At 72.9% G+C, this 22805-nt stretch carries 16 protein-coding genes; 6 read left to right on the top strand and 10 right to left on the bottom strand.

Annotated features, from left to right (window positions below; genetic code table 11):
- Positions 1-51: 51 nt before the first annotated feature.
- The 6 genes from KUM40_RS35665 to KUM40_RS35640 all read right to left on the bottom strand — a co-directional run bounded on the left by KUM40_RS35665 (position 52) and on the right by KUM40_RS35640 (position 7636).
- Positions 52-876, bottom strand: a complete 825-nt coding sequence (locus tag KUM40_RS35665) for a CoA ester lyase (RefSeq protein ID WP_217170456.1) — start codon at positions 874-876, stop codon at positions 52-54.
- Entirely contained in the window at positions 873-2129 is a 1257-nt protein-coding gene (locus KUM40_RS35660; RefSeq protein WP_217170455.1) for a CaiB/BaiF CoA-transferase family protein, read from the bottom strand. Before KUM40_RS35660 ends, KUM40_RS35665 begins: the two co-directional genes overlap by 4 nt.
- Complete coding sequence (locus tag KUM40_RS35655) at positions 2111-3526, bottom strand: ADP-ribosylglycohydrolase family protein (RefSeq protein WP_217170454.1); 1416 nt, start codon at positions 3524-3526, stop codon at positions 2111-2113. The genes KUM40_RS35660 and KUM40_RS35655 overlap by 19 nt, the downstream gene beginning before the upstream one ends.
- The gene (locus KUM40_RS35650; protein ID WP_217170453.1) at positions 3514-4689 is read right to left on the bottom strand and encodes an ADP-ribosylglycohydrolase family protein; all 1176 of its coding nucleotides are present in this window, start codon (positions 4687-4689) and stop codon (positions 3514-3516) included. The genes KUM40_RS35655 and KUM40_RS35650 overlap by 13 nt, the downstream gene beginning before the upstream one ends.
- The gene (locus KUM40_RS35645) at positions 4686-6056 is read right to left on the bottom strand and encodes an ADP-ribosylglycohydrolase family protein (RefSeq protein ID WP_374227450.1); all 1371 of its coding nucleotides are present in this window, start codon (positions 6054-6056) and stop codon (positions 4686-4688) included. The genes KUM40_RS35650 and KUM40_RS35645 overlap by 4 nt, the downstream gene beginning before the upstream one ends.
- 449 nt (positions 6057-6505) lie before the next feature.
- Positions 6506-7636, bottom strand: coding sequence for an ADP-ribosylglycohydrolase family protein (locus KUM40_RS35640; protein WP_217170452.1), 1131 nt, complete (start codon positions 7634-7636; stop codon positions 6506-6508).
- A gap of 233 nt (positions 7637-7869) precedes the next feature.
- On the opposite strand from KUM40_RS35640, the gene KUM40_RS35635 reads away from it, so the two are divergent.
- The 3 genes from KUM40_RS35635 (at position 7870) to KUM40_RS35625 (ending at position 15078) form a co-directional block, all read left to right on the top strand.
- Complete coding sequence (locus KUM40_RS35635) at positions 7870-8598, top strand: VIT1/CCC1 transporter family protein (RefSeq protein WP_217170451.1); 729 nt, start codon at positions 7870-7872, stop codon at positions 8596-8598.
- A gap of 371 nt (positions 8599-8969) precedes the next feature.
- Positions 8970-13622, top strand: a complete 4653-nt coding sequence (gene gltB / locus KUM40_RS35630) for a glutamate synthase large subunit (RefSeq protein ID WP_217170511.1) — start codon at positions 8970-8972, stop codon at positions 13620-13622.
- Positions 13615-15078, top strand: a complete 1464-nt coding sequence (locus KUM40_RS35625) for a glutamate synthase subunit beta (protein WP_217170450.1) — start codon at positions 13615-13617, stop codon at positions 15076-15078. The genes gltB and KUM40_RS35625 overlap by 8 nt, the downstream gene beginning before the upstream one ends.
- 101 nt (positions 15079-15179) lie before the next feature.
- Here KUM40_RS35625 and KUM40_RS35620 read toward each other — a convergent pair whose 3' ends face one another.
- Together KUM40_RS35620 and KUM40_RS35615 are read right to left on the bottom strand one after the other, a co-directional pair.
- On the bottom strand, positions 15180-16100 hold the full coding sequence (locus KUM40_RS35620; protein WP_308401306.1) for a chitosanase: 921 nt from the start codon (positions 16098-16100) through the stop codon (positions 15180-15182).
- Entirely contained in the window at positions 16097-17020 is a 924-nt protein-coding gene (locus KUM40_RS35615; protein ID WP_217170449.1) for a rhomboid family intramembrane serine protease, read from the bottom strand. The genes KUM40_RS35620 and KUM40_RS35615 overlap by 4 nt, the downstream gene beginning before the upstream one ends.
- A gap of 157 nt (positions 17021-17177) precedes the next feature.
- Here KUM40_RS35615 and KUM40_RS35610 point away from each other — a divergent pair, with 157 nt between their 5' ends.
- Entirely contained in the window at positions 17178-17900 is a 723-nt protein-coding gene (locus KUM40_RS35610) for a VWA domain-containing protein (protein WP_217170448.1), read from the top strand.
- 34 nt (positions 17901-17934) lie between these two features.
- On the opposite strand, the gene KUM40_RS35605 is transcribed toward KUM40_RS35610, so the two are convergent.
- Positions 17935-18564: an SIMPL domain-containing protein gene (locus tag KUM40_RS35605; protein ID WP_217170447.1), complete on the bottom strand. Its 630-nt coding sequence runs from the start codon at positions 18562-18564 to the stop codon at positions 17935-17937.
- Positions 18565-18604: 40 nt separating this feature from the next.
- Positions 18605-19501 (bottom strand): hypothetical protein, encoded by an 897-nt coding sequence (locus KUM40_RS35600; RefSeq protein ID WP_217170446.1) that lies wholly within the window; start codon positions 19499-19501, stop codon positions 18605-18607.
- A 112-nt stretch (positions 19502-19613) separates the two neighbouring features.
- On the opposite strand from KUM40_RS35600, the gene KUM40_RS35595 reads away from it, so the two are divergent.
- Both KUM40_RS35595 and pepN read left to right on the top strand, forming a co-directional pair.
- The gene (locus KUM40_RS35595; protein WP_217170445.1) at positions 19614-20009 is read left to right on the top strand and encodes a chorismate mutase; all 396 of its coding nucleotides are present in this window, start codon (positions 19614-19616) and stop codon (positions 20007-20009) included.
- A 129-nt stretch (positions 20010-20138) separates the two neighbouring features.
- Positions 20139-22655 (top strand): aminopeptidase N, encoded by a 2517-nt coding sequence (gene pepN / locus KUM40_RS35590; RefSeq protein WP_217170444.1) that lies wholly within the window; start codon positions 20139-20141, stop codon positions 22653-22655.
- Positions 22656-22805 lie beyond the last annotated feature (150 nt).

Genomic DNA, 22805 nt, shown 5'->3' with positions numbered 1-22805 from the left:
GGGCGCCCGGGACTTCCCCGGGCGCCCTCGGCGTGTGCCGGGACACTCCGGTCAGGACAGGGCGGGCCGCCGGGCCAGGGACAGGGTGCGCCGGGCCGTCGCCACAACCGCCGCGTCGATGAACCGGCCGTCCGGCAGCGCCTGCGCGCCCGGCTGGACCGTCGCCGCCTTGACGATCGTCTCCGCCTCCTCCAGCTCCCGTTCGGTCGGCAGATACGCCCGCTCGATGATCGGCAACTGGCGGGGGTGGATCGCCGCCCGCCCGAGGAAGCCCAGGGCACGGCCGTGCGCGCAGGACGCGGCCAGACCCTCCAGGTCCCGCGTGTCCGGATGCACCGTCTGCGACGGCGGCGCAAGACCCGCCGCCCGCGCGGCCACGACCACCCGCGAGCGCGACCAGTCCAGGCCGGTGTCCCCACGTACCCCCAGGTCGGCACGGAGATCCGCCTCGCCGAGGGCGATGCCGCGCAGCGACGGGTGGGCGGCGGCGATCCGGTACGCCCGCTCCACCCCGAGGGCCGTCTCCAGCAGGGCGTACAGCGGTGGCCCGCCGGTGGTCGCGGCGACGCCGGTCACCTGCTCCGGGGAGGTCACCTTGGGCAGCCGCAGCCCGGACAGTCCCGGCAGCGCGGCCAGCGCCGCCAGGTCCCCGGCGGCGAACGGCCCGTCCAGGGCGTTGACGCGGACGTGCACCGGCACCGGCTGCGGCTCGGTGAGCAGCTCGGCGGTGGCGTCGCGGGCGTACTCCTTGCGGTCGGCGGCGACCGCGTCCTCCAGGTCGACCACCACCACGTCGGCACCGGCGGCCAGCGCCTTGGCGACCACCCGGGGCCGGTCCCCGGGCGCGTACAACCAGGTCAGCGGGGGCGCGTTCATACGACGCCCTCCTCGCGCAGCTCCTTCACGTCCGCCGGGGTGAGCCCAAGCCCGGTCAGTACCTCCTCGGTGTCCGCGCCGTGCGGGCGGCCCGCCCAGCGGATCGCCCCCGGGGTCGCGGAGAGCCGGAAGAGGACGTTCTGCATGCGCAGCGGGCCCAGCTCGGGATCGTCGACGGTGGTGACGGTGTCGAGGGCCTGGTACTGCGGGTCGCTCATCACGTCCCGCACGTCCTGGACCGGAGCGACCGCCGCCTCGGCCTTCTCGAAGGCGGTGAGCACGTCGGCGCGGGTGTGCCGGGCGATCCAGTCGCCGACCGCCGTGTCCAGCACGTCGGCGTGCCGGGCCCGGTCGCCGCCCGTCGCGAACCAGGGTTCGTCGATCAGCTCCGGGCGGCCCACCAGGCGCATCACGCGCTCGGCGACCGACTGCGCCGAGGTGGACACGGCGACCCAGTCGCCGTCGGCGGTGCGGTAGGTGTTGCGCGGGGCGTTGTTCTGGGAGCGGTTGCCGGTGCGCGGCTGGACGTGGCCGAGCTGGTCGTACCAGGTGGGCTGCGGGCCGAGGACGGTCAGGATCGGCTCGATGATCGCCATGTCGACGACCTGGCCCTCGCCGGTGCGCTCCCGGGCGGCCAGCGCCGTCATCACGGCGTACGCCGTCGCCAGCGCGGCGATCGAGTCGGCGAGGCCGAACGGCGGCAGCGTCGGGGGCGCGTCCGGTTCGCCGGTCATCGCGGCGAAGCCGCTCATGGCCTCGGCGAGGGTGCCGAAGCCGGGGCGGCGCGCGTACGGGCCGAACTGGCCGAAGCCGGTGACCCGGGTGAGGACCAGGCGCGGGTTGACGGCGGACAGCTCGTCCCAGCCCAGGTCCCACTTCTCCAGGGTGCCCGGGCGGAAGTTCTCGACGACGACGTCCGCCGTCGCGGCGAGACGGAGCAGGGTGGTGCGACCTGCGGGCTTGGACAGGTCCAGGGTGATCGTGTGCTTGTTGCGGCCCAGCAACTTCCACCACAGGCCCACGCCGTCCTTCGACGGGCCGTGTCCCCGGGAGGGATCGGGCCGGGTGGGGTGCTCGACCTTGATCACCTCGGCGCCGAAGTCGCCGAGCATGGTGGCGGCGAGCGGTCCCGCGAAGAGGGTGGCGAGGTCGAGGACGCGCAGGCCGGCCAGCGGGGCGGGGGTGGGTGCGGGGGCGGAAGCCGCGGAGGCGGCGGAGGCGGAGGTGGAGGCGGTCACGTCGGACTGGGGCATGGGCGGGTGGCCTCCCGGTGGGTGAGGTGGGCGAGGGTGTCGAAGCCGGTCCCGTCGAAGCCGCCGACGGAGGTGGCCAGGCGGTTCTTCAGCGGCGCCGTCCAGTGCTCGGGCAGGGCGGCGGGGGAACCGGCGAGCAGGCCGGCGACGCAGCCGGCGGTGGCGCCGTTGGAGTCGGTGTCCCAGCCGCCCGACACGGCACGGGAGACCGAGCCGGTGAAGTCGCCGTCCGCGTGGGTGAGCGCGGCGGCGATCAGGGCGGTGTTGGGGACGGCGTGCACCCAGTGGTGGGCGGGGGAGTGGACGGCGTGGAGTTCGTCCACGACCGTGTCGAAGTCGGGGTGCGCGCCGGCCAGCCGTACGGCGTGGCGGACGGCCCGGGCGAGGCGCGAGCCGGGCGGTACGACCGCGAGGCCGGCCCGCAGACAGGCGTGGACGTCGTGTCCGCCGCCGGCGGCGGTGGCGATGACGGCCGCCGCGAACATCGCCGCCTGGACGCCGCCCGCGGTGTGCGTGAGGGTCGCGTCGCGGTGCGCCTGCCCGGCGGCGGCGGCCGGGTCGCCGGGGTTGGTCCAGCCGTGCACGTCGGCGCGGATCAGGGCGCCGATCCACTCGCGGAAGGGGTTGCGGTGGCGGGCGGTGTACGGGGGTTCGAGGCCGCTGAGGAGGTTGCGGTAGGCGAGGCGTTCGGCGGTGAAGGTGCGGCCGGCCGGGAGTTCGTCGAGCCAGACGCGCGCCACGTCGGCGGTGGTGAAGTCCCTGCCGTGACGCTGGAGCAGCAGAAGGCCCAGGAGGGGGTAGTTGAGGTCGTCGTCCTCCGGCATGCCGTCGATGTTCTCGGCGAGGGAGGTCGGAGCGGAGCGGCGGTTCCAGGGGTGGGCGGCGAGCAGGTCGCGGGGCAGGCCCCGGGCGGTGAAGTACGTGGTCGGCGGCCAGTTGCCGGCGGCCCGGGCGAGGCGTCGGATGCCGGTGAGGGGGAGCTTCTCGACGGGTTTGCCGAGGAGGCAGCCGACGGCCCGGCCCAGCCAGGCGGCCTCCAGGCGCAGCGGGAGGGCCGGGTCCTGGAGCGCCGCCGGACCCGCTGCCGGGCCCGCTGCCGGTGGCGGCGCCGCCACCGGCCAGTCGGGGCACAGCCTCCTGATGTCCGCCAGGTCCGTCGGCTCCGCGTCCGCCAAGGGGCTCGGCAGCGCGGCCAGTTCGTCCAGCAGGTCCTCCGCCAGCAGGCGCAGATGAGGGGAGGCCGGCTGCGGGGAGGCGCCGGCCCGGGCGGGGGCCTCGCGGCCGCCCGCCGCCCGCCAGCGGGCCGCGACCGCCGACGCGTCGCGGCCGTCCTGGGCCGCCTGGCGCAGCTCGTGCCCGATCAGGTCCTCGGGCTGCGCCCAGGTCAGTCGGAGCATCCCGGGCCTCCGATCGCGGCGAACGCCCGCTCGTGGGCGCGGCGCCGCCTGACGTCCCGCTCGAAGACCTCCCGCGCGACCTCGGTGAGCGTCGTCGCCGGCTGCCACAGGTCCAGGCGGCTCGCCTCCGCGACCGTCTTGGCCCAGTCTTCCGGCACCGGCGAGCCCAGCGCCCCGGCCAGCGCGCCCGCCATCGTGGCGATGGAGTCGCAGTCCCGGCCGTAGTTGACCGCGCCGAGGACCGCGTGCCGGAAGTCGCCGCCGGAGACGAGCAGCATGCCGAGCGCGACGGGCAGCTCCTCGATCGCGTGCAGCCGGGACGGGCGGCGGGCGGCAAGGGAGGGCGCCCGGTAGTCGGGTCCCACCGTGTCGTACGGGGTGACCGCTTCCCTCAGCGGTGCGAGCGCCGACTCGAAGTCCGAGTGGCGCGCGGCCACGTCGCAGACCGCCTCGATCGCCGCGCGGGTGCCGTCCTTGGCCAGGGACAGCGCGGCCGCCACCACCGACTCCGGTGTCGCCCCAGGGGCGCACGCCGCGGCGACCGCCGCCGCGAAGACACCGGCCGCCTCACGCCCGTACGACGACTGGTGCGCGCCCGCGACGTCCAGGGCCTCGGCGTAGGCGGCCGAGGGGTGGGCCGCGTTGACCAGGCCGACCGGGGCCATGTACATCGCGGCACCGCAGTTGACGATGTTGCCGGTGCCGGCCTCGCGCGGGTCGACGTGGCCGTAGTGGATCCGCGCCACCAGCCATTTCTCCGCCAGGAAGATCCGCTGGAGCGGGAGTGCCTCGGCCTCCAGCTCGGGGATCCAGCGCGGGTGCGTGATCAGGTCCGGGACCAGGTGCTCGGCGACCGCGTACGCGTCGAGGTGGTCGCGGACCGTGGCGTAGACCCGGACCAGTGCGTGGGTCATCAGGGTGTCGTCGGTGACGTGGCCGTCGCCCTTGTGGTACGGCGCGACGGGGCGGGCGGTGCGCCAGGCGTCGCCGTTCCAGGGGCCGACGATGCCGTGGATCCGGCCGCCGTGGCGTTCGAGGATCTGCTCGGGGGAGTAGCCCTCGACCGGTCCGCCGAGCGCGTCGCCGACGGCAGCGCCGACGAGGGCGCCGGTGACGCGCTCGTCCAGGCTCGCCGTGCCGGCTTCCGCGGTGATGGGTGTCATGGGGTGTCTCGTCCTTCTGGTCGTCCCTCGGGTCGGGCTTCTGGTCGGGCTGCTGGTGGGGCATCCGGTCGGTCTTCCGGTCGGGACGGATGCCGGGCGTGCAGGAGACCGGCGAGTTCGACCAGGTCGGTGCCGGTGAGCCGGGGCAGTACGCAGCCGGGCAGGACGCGGCAGGCGTCCCGCCAGGACGCGGGGACCGCCGCGCCGCCGCCCAGCGCGCCGGTGAGGGCGCCCGCGAGCGCGGGGGCGGAGTCCGCGACCCTGGACAGACAGGCCGCCGCCGGTACCGCCTCCGCGATGCGGCCCCGGGCGGCGGTTGCCAGGGCGAGGGCGACCGGGACGGTCTCGGCGGCGGCGATGCCGTAGCTGTACACGTGGTCGACGATCCGGTGCTCGAGGAGCGGGACGAGGGCGAAGGTGCTCTCGGCGTCCGCCGCGAGGGCCAGTGCCTGGCGGGCGTTGCGGCCGATCTCGGTCGCCTCGGGGAGCTCGGCGAGCGCGGCCGACACGCAGGCGTGGACGTCGGCGCCGTCCAGGGCGCACGCCAGTGCCGCCGCCATCGCCCGGGCGCCGTGCACTCCGTCGCCGTCCTGGGTGTAGCGGGCGTCGAACTCGGCGAGGTCGGCGGCGAGCCGCGGGGCGCCGGGATGGACGACGGCGAGGACGCAGGCCCGGACGCAGGCGGCGTCGTCGAAGTAGTGCGGGTTGTCGTGCCCGGTGGCGGGCGGGCGCAGGCCGGCGGCGAGGTTGCCGAGTCCGGCCCGTACCGAGATACGGGCGCGCAGCGGCAGGACCGCCGACTCGACCTCGGGGGCACGTTCGGACGCCGCGGCGACCTCGCTGGCGACGGCGTTCCAAGTCAGGTCGATCGCCGCCCGCATCCGGCGGTCCCGGCTCAGGTCCCCGAGCGCGCTGTCGTCCCCGGCCCGCAGCACCGCCTCCGCCGCGAACGCCGCCCACTCGGCGTCGTCCGAGGGACCGAGGCGCAGCGGTTCCGGGGGCTGGTTCAGGGCGATGGGGACGGGGAGGGTGGTGGTCGCGTTCTGCTCGGCGAAGGTGTCCAGCTCGCGGGTGAGCCGACGGGTCCACTGCGGCATCCGGGCGGCCCGGTGCCGGGCGGCGGGCCAGCCGGCGGCGTCCCCCGCGGCGAGACCGAGGAGAAGCCCCTCGATCCGCTCGGGCAACGGCACCCCACCATCCGACCCGACCGCCCCCGACTCGGTCCCCGGCCCGACCGCCCCCGACTCGGTCCCCGGCCCGGCGGCCCGCGGCTCGGTTCCCGCCATGACCGCCCCCGGCTCGGTTCCGGGCCCGGCGGTCTGTGGGTTGGTTCCGGGCCCGGCGGTCCGCGGCTTGGTTCCCGGCATGGTCGTCTGTGGGTTGGTTCCGGGCTCGGTGGTCTGTGGCCTGGTCGCCGGCCCGGTGGTCCCCGGCTTGGTTCCCGGCATGGCGGTCCGCGGCTCGGCTCCCGGCCTGGCGGTCCCCGGCTCCGTCCCTGGCCCGGTGGTCCCCGGCTCCGTCCCTGGCCTGGCGGTCTGTGGCTTGGTTCCTGGTCCGGTGGTCCCCGGTTCCGTCCCTGGTCCGGCGGTCTGTGGCTCGCTCCCTGGCCCGGCGGCCCCCGGCCCGGACCCCGGCTCGGCCGTCCCCGGCCCGGACCCCGGCTCGGCCGTCCCCGGCCCGGTTCCCGGCTCGGCCGTCTCCGGCTCGGGCTCTGGTCGGTGTCCGCTCCCGGTCGGGTCGGCCCCCTCCGGCGCATCGGGCGTCTCGACGTACGCCATGGTGGCGGCCGTTGGCCCGGCGACGGGACGGACCCTGCTCACGACGACACCTCCGCCGCCGTGCCGATGTCCGGGACGGGTGGGTACGGGCTCCGGGGCAGCGCCCCCTCCGGCCCTCGCGGCGCGCTCTCCGGCCCCCGAGGCTCGCCCTCCGGACCGTGCGGCACTCCCCTCGCCGCGTGGGTCAGCAGGTCCGCCACCTCCCGCACGTGGTGGCCGGCCATCGTCGGGAGGCAGGTGCCGCGGGCGGGGCCGATGGCGGCGGCCCACTCGGCGGGGATGGCGTCGACACCCCGGGTCGCCCCGGCCAGGGCGCCGGCCACCGCGGCCGTGGTGTCGGCGTCGCGGCCCATGTTGACGGCCGTGAGCACGGCGTCCGTGAAGTCGCCGTCGGCCGCCGCGTACGCGCCGAAGGCGAGGGCGACCGCCTCGGGGGCCAGGTCGGTCCACGGGTAGCCGCCGATGACCACCGCGGAGCGCACCGCGCGTTCGCCGCGGTGGGCCGCCGTCATCGCGCGGCGCAGACAGCGGGCGGTCCAGGAGTCGTCCGGTACGACGGCCAGGGCGGAGGCCACGACCACGACCGCCGGCGCCCCGGTCATCGCCGCTGCGACACCCGCCGCCACCGCCTGGCCGCCGTAGATGCCCTCGCCCTCGTGGCTGACCGAGCCGTCGATCGCCACCAGCCGGGCCGCCTCTGCGGGCCGGCCCGCCGCGAACACGCCGTGGGGCGCGGCCCGCATGGCCAGCCCGTCGCTCCAGGCGTGGCGGTGCTGGGCGGAGATGGGGGCGGCCAGTCCCCGGCGCAGGTTCTCCAGGGTGCCGCGTTCGCTGAAGCCCGCTCCCCGGAACGGGCCCTCCTCCCGGTCCGCGATCCACTCGTGCCAGGCCGTCTCCACGTCGACCGGGGTGAGCGCGGAGCCGTACCGCGCCAGCAGCAGGCCCGAGAAGATCGCGTACTCCGTGTCGTCCGTACCGGCCGGGTTCTCGGCCACGTATCCCGTGATGCGGCCCCAGCGGGCGCGGATCTCGGAGGGCTTCATGTTCTCGGCCGGTGCCCCGAGGGCGTCCCCGACGGCCAGTCCGAGCAACGCGCCCCGGGCCCGGTCGCGGAGCCCGACGGCGCCTTGGGGCGCGGGAACCGGGGGAATGCAGGCGGTGGATGCCATGCGGCCGCTCCTCTCCCTTTGCCCATCTGTCCCCGGTGTGGTGCGCACCGCAGCCTCACCGGGCTCAGCGTCACCCGGTCGACATATGTGCAGCCATGATCACGGATGAGCGCTCGACGGCAAAACCGCAGGTAAGCCCAGCCTTTCCTTGCTGGCGGGACGGAAATGATCGGCGTAGATTGGTTGTTGTCGAGAGATAGAACGAGTCTAAACTAGCTTCCAGGGGGACCCGCGTGGCCATCATCGAAACCGAGGCGCCGCTGCACGAGGCGCACCGCGACAACCACACGCACCGCGACGTGAACGGCGGCTGGCTGCGCCCCGCCGTCTTCGGCGCGATGGACGGCCTTGTCTCCAACCTCGCCCTGATGACCGGTGTCGCCGGCGCGGCCAGCCAGCAGACCGTCGTGCTGAGCGGCCTGGCCGGTCTGACCGCCGGCGCCTTCTCCATGGCCGCAGGCGAGTACACCTCCGTCGCCTCGCAGCGCGAGCTGGTCGAGGCCGAGCTGGACGTGGAGCGCCGCGAGCTGAGAAAGCACCCGGCGGACGAGGAGGCCGAGCTGGCCGCGCTCTACGAGGCGCGGGGCGTCGAGCCGAAGCTCGCGCGCGAGGTGGCCCGCCAGCTCTCCAGTGACCCCGAGCAGGCGCTGGAGATACACGCCCGGGAGGAACTGGGCATCGACCCCTCCGACCTGCCGTCGCCGATGGTCGCGGCCGTCTCCTCGTTCGGGTCCTTCGCGCTGGGCGCCCTGCTCCCCGTCCTGCCGTTCCTGCTCGGCGCCGGTGCGCTGTGGCCCGCGGTGCTGCTCGCGCTGGCCGGACTGTTCCTGTGCGGCGCGATCGTCGCCAAGGTGACGGCCCGTAGCTGGTGGTACAGCGGCCTGCGGCAGCTCGCCCTCGGTGGCGCGGCGGCCGGTGTGACGTACGTCCTGGGCAGCCTGTTCGGAACGGCCGTAGGATAACCCGGCTCGAACTTATGCGAGGGGTCGCATAGGTAGCCGTTACTCGCTGGTTTCGAGTACGCAATCTCCGGGCATGAGCCGTAAGCGCTGTGGGCAATGAGGCCTGACGCGCATCCGCGGAGTGGGCGACGACGCTCCCTCCGCGCCCTCGGGCCGACGGACATCGATCTGTTCGCTTCGGTCTCCATAGCTTCCACCGCCGGGCGCGGTACCCCCGCCGCAACCCTCGGTGTCCGCATGTTGGAATGGATTGTCCCGTTTACCGAGAACCAATCCATCATGTAACCTGCACCAAATTTTGCACCCACGCAGAGGGCCAACGTCGTCCCTCGGCACTTTGCACATGCCAGATGACGACGACGGGAGAGCCGATGCGTACGCCGCGCCAGCCGTCCCAGCACTCCGCGAATGGCCAGAACTGGTCCTTCATGGATGCTCGCCCTGCTGCTCAGGGTATGTACGACCCCCGCAACGAGCACGACGCCTGCGGCGTCGGTTTCGTCGCCACTCTTACCGGCGAGGCGTCCCACACCCTGGTCGACCAGGCACTCACCGTGCTGCGCAACCTCGAGCACCGTGGCGCCACCGGCTCCGAGCCCGACTCGGGCGACGGCGCGGGCATCCTCTCCCAGGTGCCGGACGCCTTCTTCCGCGAGGTGGCCGGATTCGAACTGCCCGAGGCCGGGGCGTACGCCGTCGGCATCGCCTTCCTGCCGCCCGACGGCACCGACGGCACCAACGGCACCGAGGACGCCGTCTCGCGGATCGAGACCATCGCGACCGAGGAGGGCCTCACCGTCCTCGGCTGGCGCGAGGTCCCGGTCGCCCCGCAACTGCTGGGCGCCACCGCACGCTCGACCATGCCGGTCTTCCGCCAGATCTTCGTGAGCGACGGCGCCTCCCGGGGCATCGCCCTCGACCGCCACGCCTTCGCACTGCGCAAGCGCGCCGAGCGCGAGGCCGGCGTCTACTTCCCGTCGCTGTCCGCGCGGACCATCGTCTACAAGGGCATGCTGACCACCGGCCAGCTAGAGCCGTTCTTCCCGGACCTGTCCGACCGCCGCTTCGCCTCCGCGATCGCGCTCGTGCACTCCCGCTTCTCCACCAACACCTTCCCGAGCTGGCCGCTCGCCCACCCGTACCGCTTCGTCGCGCACAACGGCGAGATCAACACGGTCAAGGGCAACCGCAACTGGATGCGCGCCCGCGAGTCCCAGCTCGCCTCAGGCCTGTTCGGCTCTGCCGACCATGGGCACAGCGGGTCCTCCGCGGACCTGGAGCGGATCTTCCCGGTCTGTACGCCGGACGCCTCGGACTCCGCCTCCTTCGACGAGGTGCTCGAGCTGCTCCACCTCGGCGGGCGTTCGCTGCCGCACTCCGTGCTGATGATGATCCCGGAGGCGTGGGAGAACCACGCCTCCATGGAGCCGGACCGGCGCGCCTTCTACCAGTTCCACTCCACGATGATGGAACCCTGGGACGGCCCCGCCTGCGTCACCTTCACCGACGGCACCCAGGTCGGCGCGGTCCTCGACCGCAACGGTCTGCGCCCCGGCCGCTACTGGGTCACCGACGACGGCCTCGTCGTCCTCGGCTCCGAGGTCGGCGTCCTCGACATCGACCCCGCCAAGGTCGTCCGCAAGGGCCGCCTCCAGCCCGGCCGCATGTTCCTCGTGGACACCGCCGAGCACCGCATCATCGAGGACGACGAGATCAAGGCCCAGCTCGCCGCCGAGCAGCCCTACGCCGAGTGGATCGAGGCCGGCGAGATCGAGCTGTCCGACCTGCCCGAGCGCGAGCACATCGTCCACACCCACGCCTCGGTCACCCGCCGCCAGCAGACCTTCGGGTACACCGAGGAGGAGCTGCGCGTCCTGCTCGCGCCGATGGCCAAGGCCGGTGCCGAGCCGATCGGCTCCATGGGCACCGACTCGCCGATCGCCGCGCTCTCCGAGCGCCCCCGGCTGCTCTTCGACTACTTCACCCAGCTCTTCGCGCAGGTCACCAACCCGCCGCTGGACGCCATCCGCGAGGAACTGGTCACCTCCCTGCGCAGCTCCCTTGGCCCCCAGGGCAACCTGCTGGACCCCACGGCCGCCTCCTGCCGCAGCGTCCTGCTGCCCTTCCCGGTGATCGACAACGACGAGCTGGCCAAGCTCATCCACATCAACGCCGACGGCGACATGCCCGGCTTCAAGGCCGCGACCCTCTCCGGTCTCTACCGGGTGCACGGCGGCGGCGACGCGCTGGCCGCGCGCATAGAGGAGATCTGCGCCGAGGCCGACGCCGCCATCGAGAACGGCGCCCGGCTCATCGTCCTGTCCGACCGCCACTCGGACGCCGAACACGCGCCGATCCCGTCACTGCTGCTCACCGCGGCCGTCCACCACCACCTGATCCGCACCAAGCAGCGCACCGAGGTGGGCCTGCTGGTCGAGGCCGGCGACGTCCGCGAGGTCCACCACGTCGCCCTGCTCATCGGCTTCGGCGCCGCCGCCGTCAACCCGTACCTGGCGATGGAGTCCGTCGAGGACCTGGTCCGCGCCGGCACCTTCCTCCAGGCCGTCGACGACGAGCCCGAGCAGGCCATCCGCAACCTGATCTACGCCCTCGGCAAGGGCGTCCTCAAGGTCATGTCCAAGATGGGCATCTCCACCGTCGCCTCCTACCGCGGCGCCCAGGTCTTCGAGGCCGTCGGACTCGACGAGGCCTTCGTCGCCAAGTACTTCAACGGCACAGCCACCAAGATCGGCGGCGTCGGCATCGACGTCGTCGCCAAGGAGGTCGCCGCCCGCCACGCCAAGGCGTACCCGGCCAGCGGCATCGCGCCCGCCCACCGCGCCCTGGAGATCGGCGGCGAGTACCAGTGGCGCCGCGAGGGCGAGCCGCACCTGTTCGACCCGGAGACGGTCTTCCGCCTCCAGCACTCCACGCGCTCCGGCACGTACGAGACCTTCAAGAAGTACACCGAGCGCGTGAACGAGCAGTCCGAGCGGCTGATGACGCTGCGCGGCCTCTTCGGCTTCAAGACCGGTACCGAGGGCCGCCGGCCGATCCCCGTAGACGAGGTCGAACCCGTCTCCGAGATCGTCAAGCGCTTCTCCACCGGCGCCATGTCGTACGGCTCCATCTCCCAGGAGGCGCACGAGACCCTCGCCATCGCCATGAACCAGCTTGGCGGCAAGTCCAACACCGGTGAGGGCGGCGAGGACCCCGAGCGCCTGTACGACCCGGCGCGCCGCTCCTCGATCAAGCAGGTCGCCTCCGGCCGCTTCGGCGTCACCTCCGAGTACCTGGTCAACGCGGACGACATCCAGATCAAGATGGCCCAGGGCGCCAAGCCCGGCGAGGGCGGCCAACTGCCCGGCCACAAGGTGTACCCCTGGGTCGCCAAGACCCGGCACTCCACCCCCGGCGTCGGCCTGATCTCCCCGCCGCCGCACCACGACATCTACTCCATCGAGGACCTGGCCCAGCTCATCCACGACCTGAAGAACGCGAACCCGCAGGCGCGGATTCACGTCAAGCTGGTCTCCGAGGTCGGCGTCGGCACGGTCGCCGCGGGCGTGTCCAAGGCGCACGCGGACGTGGTCCTCATCTCCGGGCACGACGGCGGCACGGGTGCTTCTCCTCTGACGAGCCTGAAGCACGCGGGCGGCCCCTGGGAACTGGGCCTCGCCGAGACCCAGCAGACCCTGCTGCTCAACGGCCTGCGCGACCGGATCGTCGTCCAGACCGACGGCCAGCTCAAGACCGGCCGCGACGTCGTCGTCGCCGCACTGCTCGGCGCCGAGGAGTTCGGCTTCGCCACCGCGCCGCTCGTCGTCTCCGGCTGCGTCATGATGCGCGTCTGCCACCTCGACACCTGCCCCGTCGGCATCGCCACCCAGAACCCGGTCCTGCGTGACCGGTTCGCCGGCAAGGCCGAGTACATCGTGAACTTCTTCCGCTTCATCGCCGAAGAGGTCCGCGAGATCCTCGCCGAGCTGGGCTACCGCTCCATCGAGGAGGCCGTCGGCCACGCCGAGACCCTCGACGTGACCCGCGCCGTCGACCACTGGAAGGCCCAGGGCCTCGACCTGGCGCCACTGTTCCACGTGCCCGCGCTGGCCGAGGGCGCGGTGCGCCACCAGGCCGTCGGCCAGGACCACGGCCTGGAGAAGGCGCTCGACAACCAGTTGATCAAGCTCGCCTCCGACGCCCTGGCCGCCTCGGACGCCACCGAGGCCGCGCCGGTGCGCGCCCAGGTCGCGATCCGCAACATCAACCGCACCGTCGGCACCATGCTCGGCCACGAGATCACCAAGAAGTTCGGCGGCGGCGGTCTGCCCGACGACACCGTCGACATCACCTTCACCGGCTCGGCCGGCCAGTCCTTCGGCGCCTTCGTCCCGCGCGGCATCACGCTGCGCCTGGAGGGCGACGCCAACGACTACGTCGGCAAGGGCCTCTCCGGCGGCCGGGTGATCGTCCGCCCCGACCGGGGCGCCGACCACCTCGCCGAGTACTCCACCATCGCCGGCAACACCATCGGCTACGGCGCCACCGGCGGCGAGATGTTCCTGCGCGGCAAGGTCGGCGAGCGCTTCTGCGTCCGCAACTCCGGCGCGCTCGTCGTCTCCGAGGGCGTCGGCGACCACGGCTGCGAGTACATGACCGGCGGCCACGCGGTCGTCCTCGGCGAGACCGGGCGCAACTTCGCGGCCGGCATGTCCGGCGGCATCGCCTACGTCGTCGACCTCGACCGCGCCAACGTCAACGCCGGCAACGTGGACGCCGTCCAGGCACTGGACGACTCCGACAAGGACTGGCTGCACGACGTCGTGCGCCGCCACGCCGAGGAGACCGGGTCCACGGTCGCCGGCAAGCTGCTCGCCGACTGGACCGTCGCCGTGGAGCGCTTCAGCAAGATCATCCCCAGTACGTACAAGGCAGTGCTCGCCGCCAAGGACGCCGCCGAGCGGGCCGGTCTCTCCGAGACCGAGACCACCGAGAAGATGATGGAGGCGGCGACCAATGGCTGATCCCAAGGGCTTTCTGAACCACGGACGCGAGGTCGCCAGGACCCGCCCCGTCGGCGAGCGCGTCAAGGACTGGAACGAGGTCTACGTCCCCGGCTCCCTGCTGCCGATCATCAGCAAGCAGGCCAGCCGCTGCATGGACTGCGGCATCCCGTTCTGCCACAACGGCTGCCCGCTCGGGAACCTGATCCCCGAGTGGAACGACTACGCCTACCGCGAGGACTGGTCGGCCGCGCAGGAGCGCCTGCACGCCACCAACAACTTCCCGGAGTTCACCGGCCGCCTGTGCCCGGCCCCGTGCGAGTCGGCGTGCGTGCTCGGCATCAACCAGCCGCCGGTCACCATCAAGAACGTCGAGGTCTCCATCATCGACAAGGCGTGGGAGACCGGGGACGTCGCCCCGCAGATCCCGGAGCGCCTGTCCGGCAAGACCGTCGCCGTCATCGGCTCGGGCCCGGCGGGTCTCGCCGCCGCCCAGCAGCTCACCCGGGCCGGCCACACCGTCGCCGTCTACGAGCGCGCGGACCGCGTCGGAGGCCTCCTGCGCTACGGCATCCCCGAGTTCAAGATGGAGAAGCGGCACATCAACCGCCGCATAGAGCAGATGCGCGCGGAGGGCACCCGCTTCCGCACCGGTGTCGAGATCGGCCGCGACCTCAAGGCCACCGACCTGAAGAAGCGGTACGACGCCGTCGTCATCGCCGCCGGGTCCACCACCTCCCGCGACCTGCCGGTCCCCGGCCGTGAGCTGAACGGCATCCACCAGGCCATGGAGTACCTGCCGCTGGCCAACAAGGTCCAGGAGGGCGACTACGTGGCGCCCCCCATCTCGGCCGAGGGCAAGCACGTCGTCGTCATCGGCGGCGGCGACACCGGCGCCGACTGCGTGGGCACCGCCCACCGCCAGGGCGCGGCCTCCGTCACCCAGTTGGAGATCATGCCCCGGCCGGGCGAGGAGCGGAACCCTCTCGCGCAGCCGTGGCCGACCTTCCCGATGCTCTACAAGGTCACGAGCGCCCACGAGGAGGGCGGCGAGCGGGTCTACGCCGTCTCCACCACCCACTTCGAGGGCGACGAGGACGGCAACGTCCAGTGGCTGCACATGAGCGAGGTCGAGTTCACCGACGGGAAGCTCACCCCGAAGCCGGGCACCGAGCGCAAGATCCCGGCCCAGCTTGTCACCCTCGCCATGGGCTTCACCGGCACGGACCGGGAGAACGGTCTGGTCGACCAGTTCGCGCTGGAGCTCGACGCACGCGGTAACATCGCCCGGGACGCCGACTTCCAGACCAACGTGCCGGGTGTGTTCGTCGCCGGTGACGCCGGCCGCGGCCAGTCGCTCATCGTCTGGGCGATCGCCGAGGGCCGCTCGGCCGCGAGCGGCGCCGACCGCTTCCTGACCGGAGCCAGCGAACTGCCGGCCCCGATCCGCCCGACCGACCGCGCCCTCGCGGTCTGACGGACGGAACAACCGAAGATCGTCCCGCACAATGGCGTGCGGAACACTGATGGCGCCTGCCCTGTCCCCGACCGGACAAAGGGGCAGGCGCCGTCGCACGCTCAGGGCACCTTGTAGGTGTCCCCGTACACCTCCCACACCAGCGGCGTCGCCAGCTCCATGTTCCCGGCCTTCAGGAACCGGCGCTGGGCGGTGTCGACGCGGGAGGTGTCGATGCCCGGGCGCTTGGCCTGCATGGCCCGCTCGCGGATGTCCAGGAACGTGTCCAGGTAGGCCTTCTCCGAGCCGCCCTGGCCCGGTGTCTTCGCCTCGCTCAGGGCCTGTTCGCGCAGCCCGTAGAAGCCCCCGGCGTCCGTGTCGGGGCCGTGGAAGACCATCGCGTCGTAGTAGACGAACTGGCCGAGCGTGCCAAGGCCGTCCAGCTTGGCGAGGCGGACCGCCGGCTCGAAGTAGACCCGGTCGCGCTCCTCCTCCTGGGCCTCGCGGAACGCCGGGACCTTCGCCTCCGCCCGCCAGGCCGCCGTGAAGCCCGGGTCCAGGCCCTCGTGCGAGTCGGTGCCGTCGACCTCGCGCAGGGCGGGCAGGTACTCGGCCAGGCCGTTGTCGGGGTGGGCCTCGGTGTAGCGCTCGACCAGGGCGAGCAGGTCGTGGGTGCCGGTGCAGAAACCGATGATGCCCGCGGTGTACCCGTCGCCGTCCCCGACGTCCTCGACGGCGCCGTAGGCGGTGCGCCACTCGGTGGTCGAGTTCTCGGCGCTGGACACGAGCTGCTGGGCCAGCTCCTTCTTCGCGGGTGCGGCGAGCCCCGGCGGCAGGTCGGCGATCAGCGCGTCGTCCGCCTCCCGCTCCTCCTCCGCCCGGTCCTTGGCGTCCTCACGCGTCGCCCGGGTGGTGGCCGCGGACGACGAGGACGCGGCGGCCGGGGTGTCGGCCGGGTCCGCCGAGTCGCCCGGCACGACGAAGTACAGGCCCGTGGCGATCACGGGAACGGCCGCGAGGAACAGCACACCGGCACGCTTCACTGGGGGACACCTCCGCCTGTCAGTTCCGTCACCCTGGCCACCGCCGTCACCGCGAGCAGCAGCACCAGCCCCACGCAGGCGGCCACCTGCACCGCCACCCGGCGCCCGTCCCGGGGCGCGTACGCGAGGGCCAGCGCGCCGCCCGTCAGCAGCCCGCCGAGGTGGCCCTGCCAGGACGTGAGCCCGGCGGAGAGCAGCAGCCACAGCAGCAGGAACGCCATGAAGCGGTTCACGGAGGCCATGTCGGCGCCGATCCGGCGGGCCAGGACGTAGTACGCGGCCCCCAGCCCGAAGATCGCGCCGGACGCGCCGACCGAGGGCTGAGCGGGGTCGGCGAGCAGCAGTTCGAGGACCGAACCACCGAGCGCCGACAGCAAGTAGAGCACGGCGTGGCGGACACGGCCCAGCATCGGTTCCACCACGCGCCCGAGCTGCCACAGTGCGACCATGTTCATCACGATGTGGAGGATCCCGAACGTGCCCTCGGTGGGCTCCAGATGGAGGAAGGCACCGGTGATCATCCGTTCCCACTCGCCGGCCACGACCCCTTCCGCGTGGAAGCCGCCGAAGTACGCGCCCTCGTAGACGTAGTGGCCGCCGTCCGGGCCGACCAGCCGCGCACCGACCATGGAGAACCGGTCCACGATCTCCGGCCGCACCACCTCCGCCAGGTACGCGAGGACGTTGAGCCCGATCAGTACGTACGTCACCACGGGCGTCGTCGAGACCCGGCCGCCGACGATGGTCCGGGCCTGCCGGACCGACCGCGCACCCTCCTTCACGCACTCGGGGCACTGGTGGCCGACCGGCGCCTCGCGCATGCAGTCCGGACAGATGTACCGCTCGCAGCGGGTGCAGCGCACGTGGCACTCCACCGCGGGATGGCGGTAGCACGTGGTGACGGTGGACTCGGAATCCACGGCCGGCTCCTCGGGACGGGGGAGGGGGGACGGTGAGCCGGTGGGGACGGCGGCGAACAAAATAGCGAATGCCGAAGGGTGTACCGAGAGGCGGGGTGCACCGTGCCGTAACCTCGGCACCCAGATGCCGTACGTACGGGGTGACGGGGGAGTCCGCATGGCCGCGATCAGTCTCACCAAGGTGCAGGAAACGGCGCCCGCGCTGGTCGATCTGTACAAGAGCGCCGGAGTGTCCCTGACGAAGCACGGGATGGAGGGGACCCGGGCGGCGGTCTACCTCGTCGTCGACTACTCCGGCTCGATGAAGCCGTACTACAAGGACGGCAGCGTGCAGGCGCTCGCCGACCGGGTGCTCGGACTGTCCGCGCACCTCGACGACGACGGCACCGTGCCGGTGGTGTTCTTCTCCACGGACGTCGACGCCGTCACCGAGATCGCGCTCGCCGACCACCAGGGGCGCATCGAGCGGATCGTGGCCGGCCTCGGCCACATGGGCAAGACCAGCTACCACCTGGCCATGGACGCCGTCATCGACCACTACCTGGACAGCGGCTCCCGCCACCCCGCCCTGGTCGTCTTCCAGACCGACGGCGGCCCGATCAACCGGCTCGCCGCGGAGCGGTACCTGTGCAAGGCGGCGCCGCTGCCGCTGTTCTGGCAGTTCGTCGGCTTCGGCGACCCCGGCAGTCGCCAGTTCGAGTACCTGCGCAAGCTCGACGAACTCGCGGTGCCCGACAAGCGGGTCGTCGACAACGCCGGGTTCTTCCACGCGGGCCGCGACCCGCGCAAGGTGACCGACGCCGAGCTGTACGACCAGTTGGTCGGCGAGTTCCCCAAGTGGCTGGTGGCCGCACGCGCGCAGGGCATCGTGCGGCCGTAGCCGACCGGGCCGCGCCGGTCAGTGCCGCAGTCCCTCAATGCCGCAGCGAGAAGCCCAGCAGGACCCCGGCGGTCACCTCCACCGCGTCCGGAGCCAGGGCGCCGGACGGGCCGCCGCCGCCCGTGGCGCGGAACGCGGCGAAGGGCTGGGACTCCACGTCCTGGATGTGCAGCACCGGTCCCAGCCGCGCGTCCGCCGCCTCCGCGTACACCTGGGCCTTGCGGCGGGCCGCGGCCACGGCCCTGCGCCGCGCCTCGTCGAGCAGCGCCGGCCGGTCGCGCACGTCGAACTCGACGCTGTCGATCCGGTGTGCCCCCGCGTCGACCACGTCCACGATCAGCCGCTCGAGGTCGTCCAGCGCCTCCGTCTCCACCGCGTACGAGGCCTGGCACCGGTACCCGAGCAGCGTCCGGCCACCGCCGTGACCGTCGTACTCCGAGCTGAGACTGAGTCGGGAGCCCGAGACCGCGACGTCCGGCACGCCGCGTCGGCGCAGGACCGCCCGCAGCCGGGCCACGGCCTCACCGGCCTTCCGGAAAGCCAGTTCCGGCGACGATTCCAGCACGTCCACCGCCGGCTGCACCCGCGCGAGTCCCGGTTCGGACCGCACCGTGGCCGAGCCGAACACGCTGATGCCCCAGGGTTCTTCGATGGCCTGTGTCATAGGCGCATTGAAGCAGTGCCCCCGCGCCCCGCGCGCCGCATCACGTGTCGCACTCCAGGACCGTGCGGCACAGCCCGCACCGCGCCCGGACCCGTCCCCGCACCGGCACCCTGATCCGCTGGTGGCAGGTCGGGCAGGGGAACGCCACCCGGAGCTGCCCGGACGCCTGCGCGGTGAAGGAGTAAGGGCCGTCCGCCGCCGCGCCCGCGGCGAGCGGGTCCTGGGCGTGCCGGCGGTCCCGGGCGTAGCGGCGGCGGCCCGCCCAGCCGGCCGCGGTGAGCGGCGGCTGCTGCTCGTCCCGGCGGGCCCGGGCCATGCCCTTGCCGTACGCCGTGTACGCCTGCGGACTCGTGAACCACACCGACGGGTCCTCGCCGAACACCAGCGCCCGCTTGGCCAGGACGTAACCGAACTCCTCCGGCGTCAGATATCCCAGCTTCTGCGAGGACGCCGAGTCCTCCCGGAAGGCGTCGAGCAGCAGCCAGCCGGCGCCCAGGTACGTCGTCGCCGTGTCGGTGAGGATCTCGTTGTCCCGGGTGCCGGGGAACGACAGGTCGAGGCGGTGCAGGTAGACGTGCATCACCTCGTGCGCCAGGGCCGCGCCGATGTCCCGCCGATGGGTGCGGAAACGGTCGTTCAGCTCGATGAAGTACTCCGGGCCCGCCGTGAGCTCCACGCTCGCCGCGTGGGTCATCTCGCGGAAGGAGACGATCATGCGGGCATCGGGCAGCCGGTAGTGCCGCACCAGCTCGTGGGCCACCCGCTGCGCGCCCAGATACAGGTCGTCGGTGTCGCAGAACGCCACGTCGACCGGAGCCACACTGGCCGAGAACGTCTGCACGGTGTCGTACGACAGGCGCCGGTACAGCGCCGTGACGGCCTCCCGCACCGTCTCCAGGTGCGGGAACCCGTGCTCGACCGGTCCGCCGTTCGCCACGCCCGACCCCCAAGACGCCTGAACCCTGTGTCCCACTCTACGAGGACTGTAGGGCGTTCAGCGCCTGAGACGGTCTGCGACAGCCGGGGCCCCGCCCGTAGGGTGTGCGCCCATGACCACCAGCAACACCGGTACCGGTGCCGTCGACCCCGCCGTCCGCGAGGAGCTGGCCCAACTGCGGAACAGCATCGACAACATCGACGCGGCCGTCCTCCACATGCTCGCCGAACGCTTCAAGTGCACCCAGCAGGTCGGCCACCTCAAGGCCCGCCACCGGTTGCCGCCCGCCGATCCGGCCCGCGAGGCCCAGCAGATCGACCGGCTGCGCGCCCTCGCCGAGAGCGCCAAGCTCGACCCGGCGTTCGCCGAGAAGTTCCTCAACTTCATCATCGCCGAGGTGATCCACCACCACGAGCGCATCGCGGAGAGCAACGGCAACGGCAACGGCAACGGCAACGGCAGCAGCGGCAAGGGCAGCGGCAGCGGTCCGGCCCCGGCCGCCGACTGACGCGGGGTGCGCCCCCGCCCACGGGGCGCACACCCGGGGGCGCACGGCGGGCGGCGCGGCGGACCGGACATACTCCGCGTACCGAACCGCCTCTGTGCGCTGCCCACCGCATCAGGCAGCATGTCGTGCATGTCCGTACTGACGCGCGACGAAGCGCAGACCCGTTCCCGGCTCCTCGACGTCCACCACTACGCGATCGACCTCGATCTCACCCGTGGGGACGAGACCTTCGACTCCCGTACCGTCATCCGGTTCACCGTCCGCGGCGACACGGTCACCACGGACAACGCGGACTCCACGGACACCTTCGTCGAGGTCAAGCCCGCCGAACTGCGCACCGTCACCCTGGACGGACACCCCCTGGACCCGGCCGCCCTCGACGAGAACCGGCTGGCGCTGAAGGGACTCACCCCCGGCGAGCACGAACTGCACGTCGACGCCGCCATGCGCTACTCCAGCACCGGCGAGGGCATGCACCGCTTCACCGACCCCGCCGACGGCGAGACCTACGCCTACACCCAGCTCTTCCTCGACGACGTGCAGCGCGTGTACGCCGCCTTCGACCAGCCCGACCTCAAGGCCGTCTTCGACCTCACCGTCACCGCACCCGAAGGCTGGACCGTCCTCGCCAACGGAATCACCGAACACACCGGCGACGGCCACTGGAAGGCCGCCACCACCCCGCTGATCTCCACCTACCTCGTCGCCGTCGCCGCCGGACCCTGGCACTCCGTACGCACCGAACACCGCGGCCTGCCCTTCGGCATCCACTGCCGCCGCTCGCTCGCCCCCCACCTGGACGCCGACGCCGACGAACTCATCGAGGTCACCCGCGGCTGCTTCGACCGCTACCACGAGAAGTTCACCGAGCCCTACCCCTTCGACTCCTACGACCAGGCGTTCGTCCCCGAGTTCAACGCCGGCGCCATGGAGAACCCCGGCCTGGTCACCTTCCGCGACGACTTCGTCTTCCGCTCCGCCGTCACCGAGACCCAGCGGCAGACCCGCGCCATGGTCATCGCCCACGAGATGGCCCACATGTGGTTCGGCGACCTCGTCACCCTGCGCTGGTGGGACGACATCTGGCTGAACGAGTCCTTCGCCGAGTACATGGGCTACCAGACCACCGCCGAGGCCACCCGCTTCACCGACACCTGGACCGACTTCGGCGTCACCCGCAAAGCCTGGGGATACGACGCCGACCAACGCCCCTCCACCCACCCCGTCGCCCCCGAGAACGTCCAGGACACCGCCTCCGCCCTCCTCAACTTCGACGGCATCTCCTACGCCAAGGGCGCCTCCGCCCTGCGCCAACTCGTCGCCTGGCTCGGCGAGAAGGACTTCCTGGCCGGCATCAACATCCACTTCGACCGGCACAAGTTCGCCAACGCCTCCCTCGCCGACTTCATCGACTCCCTCGCCGCCGCCACCGACCGCGACGTCCACGCCTGGGCCGACGCCTGGCTGCGCACCACCGGCGTAGACACCCTCACCCCGCGCGTCACCGGCGACAACGGCAGCCGCGCACTCACCGTCACCCGCACCGGCGAACGACCCCACCGCATCGCCGTGGGCCTCTACGACCAGGACCCCGCCGGCGAGGGCAGCCTCACCCCGCGCGAACGCCTCGACATCGACGTGCCCCAGGCCGAACCCCGGCCCATCGGCAAGCTCCCCGCCCTCGTCGTCCTCAACGACGGCGACCTGAGCTACGCCAAGATCCGCTTCGACGCCGAGTCCTTCCGGACGATCCGCGCCGGCCTGTCCGGCCTGCCCGACCCGCTCACCCGGGCCGTCGTCTGGAACGCCCTCAGGGACGCCGTCCGCGACGGTGAACTCCCCGCCGGCACCTACCTGGACATCGCCCGCGCCCACCTCCCGTACGAGACCGACCTCGCGCTCGTCGACGGCGTCCTCGCCTTCGCCGCAGGCCAGGTCGCCGACCGCTACGTCACCCCCCAGGAGCGGCCCGCCGCCCTGACCACCCTGGCCGAGCTGTGCCGCGACCTCATCCGCCGCACCGAGGACGGCGACCACCCCGGGCTGCGCCTGATCGCCGTACGCCACCGCATCGCCACCGCCGCCCACCCCGACACCATCGCCGCCTGGCTCACCGACGGCACCGTGCCCGGCGGCCCCGAACTCGACCCGGAACTGCGCTGGCGCATCCTCACCCGGCTCGCCGTCCTCGGCGCCACCGACGAGACCGCCATCGCCGCCGAACTCCAACGCGACCCGAGCGCCACCGGCCAGGAAGGCGCCGCCCGCTGCCGCGCCGCGCTGCCCGACGCCGAGGCCAAAAGCCGCGCCTGGGAGGCCATGTTCGTCTCCGACGACCTCTCCAACTACCTGTTCACCGCCACCGCCCAGGGCTTCTGGCAGCCCGAACAGACCGACCTCGTACGCGACTACGTACCGCGCTACTACACCGCGGCCGTCGCCCTCGCCGCCCGCCGCGGCCCCGCCATCGCCGACGCCGCCGGCCGCTGGGCCTTCCCCGGCCACGCCATCGACGCCGACAACCTGCGCCTGGGCCAGGAGTGCCTGAACGACGCCGCCCCGATCCCCGCCCTGCGCCGCAAACTCGCCGACCAGCTCGACGACCTGGCCCGCGCCCTGCGGGTACGGGAGGCGAACACGGACTGAACCCGTACGCGGCCGGTTCCGGCTGACCGTTCGCGGCCGGTTCCGCGTTTCCGGGGGAAACGGGGCCACCGGGAAGCAGGGAACCGGCCGCGCGGATACCTCTTTCGGGTTGTGATCACTGAGCTGTCCGGGCGTACGCGCACATCCGCG

The sequence above is a fragment of the Streptomyces sp. AC512_CC834 genome (genome assembly GCF_019049325.1).
Lineage (GTDB): Bacteria > Actinomycetota > Actinomycetes > Streptomycetales > Streptomycetaceae > Streptomyces.
The sequence above is the reverse complement of the archived record's forward strand: the minus strand, read 5'-3'. Positions and strand labels throughout refer to the sequence as shown.

What these genes read in the sequence shown, in the direction of transcription:
- KUM40_RS35650 (WP_217170453.1), bottom strand. Translation starts at nt 4,689, where the DNA reads ATGACACCCATCACCGCGGAAGCCGGCACGGCGAGCCTGGACGAGCGC.
- gltB (WP_217170511.1), top strand. Translation starts at nt 8,970, where the DNA reads ATGCGTACGCCGCGCCAGCCGTCCCAGCACTCCGCGAATGGCCAGAAC.
- KUM40_RS35645 (WP_374227450.1), bottom strand. Translation starts at nt 6,056, where the DNA reads ATGCCGGGAACCAAGCCGCGGACCGCCGGGCCCGGAACCAACCCACAG.
- KUM40_RS35665 (WP_217170456.1), bottom strand. Translation starts at nt 876, where the DNA reads ATGAACGCGCCCCCGCTGACCTGGTTGTACGCGCCCGGGGACCGGCCC.
- KUM40_RS35595 (WP_217170445.1), top strand. Translation starts at nt 19,614, where the DNA reads ATGACCACCAGCAACACCGGTACCGGTGCCGTCGACCCCGCCGTCCGC.
- pepN (WP_217170444.1), top strand. Translation starts at nt 20,139, where the DNA reads ATGTCCGTACTGACGCGCGACGAAGCGCAGACCCGTTCCCGGCTCCTC.
- KUM40_RS35610 (WP_217170448.1), top strand. Translation starts at nt 17,178, where the DNA reads ATGGCCGCGATCAGTCTCACCAAGGTGCAGGAAACGGCGCCCGCGCTG.
- KUM40_RS35625 (WP_217170450.1), top strand. Translation starts at nt 13,615, where the DNA reads ATGGCTGATCCCAAGGGCTTTCTGAACCACGGACGCGAGGTCGCCAGG.
- KUM40_RS35605 (WP_217170447.1), bottom strand. Translation starts at nt 18,564, where the DNA reads ATGACACAGGCCATCGAAGAACCCTGGGGCATCAGCGTGTTCGGCTCG.
- KUM40_RS35655 (WP_217170454.1), bottom strand. Translation starts at nt 3,526, where the DNA reads ATGCTCCGACTGACCTGGGCGCAGCCCGAGGACCTGATCGGGCACGAG.
- KUM40_RS35660 (WP_217170455.1), bottom strand. Translation starts at nt 2,129, where the DNA reads ATGCCCCAGTCCGACGTGACCGCCTCCACCTCCGCCTCCGCCGCCTCC.
- KUM40_RS35640 (WP_217170452.1), bottom strand. Translation starts at nt 7,636, where the DNA reads ATGGCATCCACCGCCTGCATTCCCCCGGTTCCCGCGCCCCAAGGCGCC.